The sequence below is a fragment of the Nostoc sp. CALU 1950 genome, from assembly GCF_051172895.1.
GTDB lineage: Bacteria > Cyanobacteriota > Cyanobacteriia > Cyanobacteriales > Nostocaceae > Nostoc > Nostoc edaphicum_A.
This window is the reverse complement of the sequence record NZ_JBDNJQ010000278.1, coordinates 1-4,909: the sequence shown is the minus strand read 5'-3', so window position 1 is coordinate 4,909 and position 4,909 is coordinate 1. Positions and strand designations below refer to the sequence as shown.

6 protein-coding genes and 1 pseudogene are annotated in these 4,909 nt (G+C 42.2%); 5 read left to right on the top strand and 2 right to left on the bottom strand.

Annotated elements, in window-relative coordinates; translation table 11 throughout:
• The coding region (locus ABF638_RS36625) for a hypothetical protein (RefSeq protein ID WP_435027657.1) at window positions 1-186 on the bottom strand (186 nt) is incomplete at its 3' end.
• A gap of 66 nt (window positions 187-252) precedes the next feature.
• On the opposite strand from ABF638_RS36625, the gene ABF638_RS36620 reads away from it, so the two are divergent.
• Both ABF638_RS36620 and ABF638_RS36615 read left to right on the top strand, forming a co-directional pair.
• Window positions 253-495, top strand: a complete 243-nt coding sequence (locus tag ABF638_RS36620) for a hypothetical protein (RefSeq protein ID WP_069074647.1) — start codon at window positions 253-255, stop codon at window positions 493-495.
• A 259-nt stretch (window positions 496-754) separates the two neighbouring features.
• A pseudogene (locus ABF638_RS36615) lies at window positions 755-913 on the top strand (type II toxin-antitoxin system RelE family toxin); the annotation flags it as partial.
• Window positions 914-1,188: 275 nt separating this feature from the next.
• On the opposite strand, the gene ABF638_RS36610 reads toward ABF638_RS36615, so the two are convergent.
• Window positions 1,189-1,341 carry a hypothetical protein gene (locus ABF638_RS36610; protein WP_435027656.1) on the bottom strand — a complete coding sequence of 51 codons (153 nt, stop codon included), beginning with the start codon at window positions 1,339-1,341 and terminating at the stop codon, window positions 1,189-1,191.
• Between the two features lie 200 nt (window positions 1,342-1,541).
• Here ABF638_RS36610 and ABF638_RS36605 point away from each other — a divergent pair, with 200 nt between their 5' ends.
• From ABF638_RS36605 to ABF638_RS36595, 3 genes are all read left to right on the top strand, one after another.
• Complete coding sequence (locus tag ABF638_RS36605; RefSeq protein ID WP_435027655.1) at window positions 1,542-1,727, top strand: hypothetical protein; 186 nt, start codon at window positions 1,542-1,544, stop codon at window positions 1,725-1,727.
• Between the two features lie 374 nt (window positions 1,728-2,101).
• Window positions 2,102-3,979 carry an NAD(P)H-quinone oxidoreductase subunit F gene (locus tag ABF638_RS36600; RefSeq protein ID WP_435027654.1) on the top strand — a complete coding sequence of 626 codons (1,878 nt, stop codon included), beginning with the start codon at window positions 2,102-2,104 and terminating at the stop codon, window positions 3,977-3,979.
• A gap of 51 nt (window positions 3,980-4,030) precedes the next feature.
• On the top strand, window positions 4,031-4,744 hold the full coding sequence (locus ABF638_RS36595) for a carbonic anhydrase (protein ID WP_435027653.1): 714 nt from the start codon (window positions 4,031-4,033) through the stop codon (window positions 4,742-4,744).
• Window positions 4,745-4,909: the final 165 nt, after the last annotated feature.

Genomic DNA, 4,909 nt, shown 5'->3' with positions numbered 1-4,909 from the left:
CAACGCCGCAAGGTCGCTTGACATCTGGGCATCTGCTTTAACTTGACACCAATGGTAAGATGCCCATCCCACAAAACTAGCAAAATCATCCCGAAAATATGCAACGCCAAAATTAATTGCTATTCTTACAGGTGCAATTTCGGTGATTTTAGCGATCGCCAATTCTAGGGCGATATCTGACGACAAGCTGTGCTTAACATATATAAGGAGGGAGTAAATCGACGGTAAAAAACATTAGCTATAGAAATAACTATGGAATCAAAACAAGATGACATTACTATTCTTCAGGAAGCTGAGAAGCGTTTACGGCGACTGTCTCCAGAAAGGCTGCGGATAGTGAGTGATTTTCTAGCTGATCTAGAAGAAAGAGAAGAAAATGAGGCGACAACGGAACTTTTGAATGTCCCTGGTTTTGAGCAAGCTTTGCGTGAAGCTATGCAGGAAGCTGAGGCTGGGGAAGTAGTGTCATTTGACAGTATTCGTCGTCATGTATGAACTGGTATTGACTCGCAAAGCACAGAAGTTTTATCAAGAAGTAGATGCATCACTAGCCCAATGACTAAACCGTTGCTTTGACCAACTGCAACAGAATGCTTAGAGGATGTTTGAAAAGTCCTATTGGCGGTATCAAAAGTTTTAGATCCCCCTAAATCCCCCTTAAAAAGGGGGACTTTGACTCCGGTTCCCCCCTTTTTAAGGGGGGTTAGGGGGGATCTAAAAGTACCTAAAGTCACAGCGAAACACTTTTCAAACAACCTCTTACGAACATCCAAACATCAAACGGCTCAAAGGTGATTTCGCAGGTCTTTTTCGCTATCGAGTTGGTGTCTGGCGAGTTGTTTATAAAGTGGATGAAGAACAGCAACTAATTACGATTTTACTGAGAGCTTATCGAAGCGATGTATATCGGTAAGTGTATGGTGTGTCTCAAGTATTAATGTGGATATAGGCACTGCATAACAACTTGCATTACAGGAAATACTGATGGAACGTTCAAAATTAATTGCTATTCTTACAGGCGCGATTTCGATCATTTTAGCGATCGCATCTTATTCCTAAGAGTGCTGTTCAGCCCCTAAAATTCAAACTAGGGAACTAGCTGAAAGCCCATCCCTACATGGGTGAAGTGAGCATCTTCGGTGAGGATCGTTGTAATACCAAATTCTTGCATGACAACCAATAAAAAGCTTATCCCCCATAGAGTTCGTCGTCTAAGTTGGCAGCTAGAGAACCGTGAGATACTGCGCCGATGAAATTTGCCAGGGGATCGCTGCTTTGGGTGTGTGGGTTAGATGCTGGTGATTTTTGGGTACGTGCAAGTTGTTGAACATACTGCAACACGTCTTTTAGGTGTTGCTCTGGCAGTTATTCAATAGCGTCAAAGATAGCTTGTTTCGTTGTCATGGCAATAGCTCAATGTCGCTTTCAGGTTATTAATATTTTATGTGCTAAAGTGCGGTTCGCTCACACCCAGAAACAATAGCCGAGTTTATTATGTGGATATAGGCACTGCATAACAACTTGCATTACAGGAAATACTGATGGAACGTTCAAAAATAATTGCTATTCTTACAGGCGCGATTTCGATCATTTTAGCGATCGCTTACCTCATCGTAGTCCAACTGCTAGACTACCGGGACATGAAACCCGCCCCCATCAGCCAATTTGACCAAGCGCCTGCAATTATTTCTGTTGTTTGGCAGATTGACAAAATTACTGGAGTGTAGATTACATTTAGCTGACTTGTAGAGAGAGACGCAACTGATTGCGTCTTTTGTCATTTATGTCAATAAGTAAAAATTCACAATGACTATTGATGAAACCAACAGTTAATTCATAGATAAAAAGCAATACCTATTATTCATTACTCAAATAGTTGATTATATAAGTTTTATTTAGAGGAATTATCTCAGATTTGTTTAGATAAAGTAATTCCATTTTGTCAAATATAACGGTAAGCTGTTTCTAACAAAATTAAATAAAGATAAATTTGTCTTATCTGCCTAGGGGTAGCTCATCGTAGACATCGCTGGGTTAACAGGGATCAACGCTAGTTGATTCCAAACCCCAACTTTTTGATACAAATTTAGAGGTTAAGTTGATGGCTCAGTTTCTACTTGAGACTGTTTGGCTAGTTCCTTGCTATGCCTTAATAGGTGGCTTGTTAGCTGTGCCTTGGTCGCCGGGGATCATTCGGAAAACGGGGCCAAGACCGGCTGGTTATCTAAACTTAGTGATGACATTTTTGGCGTTTGTGCATTGTGCGATCGCCTTACAAGCAACTTGGAATTATCCAGCCCAAGAAGTATTTATACCTTGGTTATCTACAGCTGGTTTAGACCTCACTATTGCTTTGGAAATATCCTCAGTTAGTGTTGGCGCTTTAGTTGTGATTACTGGGTTGAATTTGCTGGCGCAAATTTATGCCATCGGCTACATGGAAATGGATTGGGGTTGGGGACGCTTCTATTCCTTATTAGGATTATTTGAAGCGGGACTATGTGCCCTTGTTCTGTGTAATAACTTGTTCTTCAGCTATGTAATTTTGGAAGTTCTCACACTGGGAACCTACTTACTAGTTGGCTTATGGTTTAGCCAGCCGTTGGTAGTCTCAGGTGCAAGGGACGCTTTCTTAACAAAGCGGGTGGGAGACTTATTCTTACTGATGGGCGTATTGGCATTATGGCCCCTCGCCGGAACTTGGAGTTACACAGAATTAGCTGAATGGGCGACGACTGCAAACGTCAATCCAACAACAATGACACTGGTAGGTTTAGCCTTAATTGCTGGGCCGATGGGTAAATGTGCCCAGTTCCCCCTGCATTTGTGGCTAGATGAGGCGATGGAAGGCCCTGTTCCCAGTACAATTTTGCGGAACTCGGTAGTAGTTGCTAGTGGTGCATGGGTGCTAATTAAACTGCAACCTGTGCTAACTATCTCGCCCATAGTTTCCTCAGCGATGGTGGGAATTGGGGTAGTGACAGCCGTGGGTGCTTCGTTAATTGCGATCGCTCAAATCGATCTTAAACGCTGCCAATCCTATTCTGTCAGTGCATACATGGGTTTAGTATTCATCGCCGTGGGAGTGCAACAATACGAAGCAGCGCTATTGTTAGTACTCACCCATGCTATATCCGCAGCCCTGTTGGTGATGAGTACTGGGGGAATTATCTGGAATAGCATTACGCAAGATGTCACCCAATTAGGCGGATTGTGGACGCGTCGCCCGATTTCTGCGATCGCTTTTATCGTCGGGACATTGGGATTAATTGGTTTTCCACCCTTGGGTAGCTTTTGGGCGCTGATGGAACTAGCAGATGGGTTGTGGGAAACGCAGCCTTGGTTAGTGGGAGTAGTGATCGCGGTAAATGCTTTAACAGCCGTGAGTTTAACCAGAGAATTTGGTTTACTCTTTGGTGGTAAAGCTACACAAATGAGTCAGCGATCGCCTGAAGCCCACTGGCCGATGATTCTGCCAATGATGATTTTACTTGGCGTTAGTCTACATCTTCCTTTGGTGTTGCAAAGCTTATCACTTTTACCCGATTGGGCAACTCTAAATAAAGATGTCGCACTACTTTTAATTTGGTCGAGTATTTTCGGTTGCAGTATCACTGGCGTGATTTATTTAGGCAATATTCCTAAACCAATTCGCCTCCCTTGGCAAGGCTTGCAGGATTTGTTCGCGTATGATTTTTACACTCCCAAACTCTATAAAATGACCATTATTTTTGGAGTTGCCAAAATTTCTCAACTTGCCGATACAATTGACCGTTTTGTAGTTGATGGCATCGTTAATTTTGTGGGTTTATTTTCGCTATTAGGGGGCGAAGGTCTTAAATACAGCACTTCTGGACAAGCTCAATTTTATGCCCTCACTGTCCTACTAGGAGTGAGTGCTTTAGGAATGTGGGTAGCTTGGCCATTTTGGGGAGTGCAGTTTTTAAATTTTGTTTTTCAAATCTCGACAATTGGATAGCAATAACTATCCTACTAACAGTTAACAGTTTAATATTTTGAGGAGAATTTCATGAACATACAAAATCCCCAAATCAATCTTTCCAGAAGAGGTTTATTGAAGTTTAGTGCAGGTGCGATCGGTACAGGTGTATTGACAGCCGGACTTAGCTCAAACTTACTTGCAGCCGAAAAAAAACCAGTAGAAGATGATATTACACCTGATAAGGCACTGCAAGAATTACTAGATGGGAATGACAGATTTGTTAAAGCAAAACGTCGCAATCCCAATCAAACTCAATCACGTTTAGTCGAAGTAGCCAAAGGTCAAAAGCCCTTTGCTTCTATTCTCGGTTGTGCAGATTCACGAGTGCCTTCAGAGATTGTCTTTGACCAAGGACTTGGAGATTTATTTGTCTGTCGTATAGCTGGTAATATTGCTACAACACAGCAAGTTGGTAGCCTCGAATTTGGCAGCTTAGTATTAGGTTGCAAAGTCATCATGGTACTTGGACATGAAAGATGTGGTGCGGTCGATGCTGCAATTAAAGGTGCTCAAGTTCCAGGTCAAATTGGAAGTTTGCTTGCGGCGATTAAACCAAGTGTAGAAAAATCAAAAGACGAATCAGGAGACAAGTTAGAAAACGCTTGTAGAGCAAATATTTTGGCACAAGTGGAAAGATTGAAATCATCGCCAGTTTTATCTGATCTAATTAAGGCAGAAAAGCTGAAAATAGTCGGTGGTTATTACGATTTAGATACTGGGAAAATCACCGTAGTCGGTTAGCTTTTTTGTCCTTTGTCATTAGTCATTGGTCATTGGCTAAGAGGTTGTTTAAGAAGTGTTTTGCTATGACTTTAGGCACTTTTAGATCCCCCCTAACCCCCCAATGCATCGGCTACGGTGTACACACAAGTCCTAAAAACCTAGCTTGATAAGACTTTCCTCGTT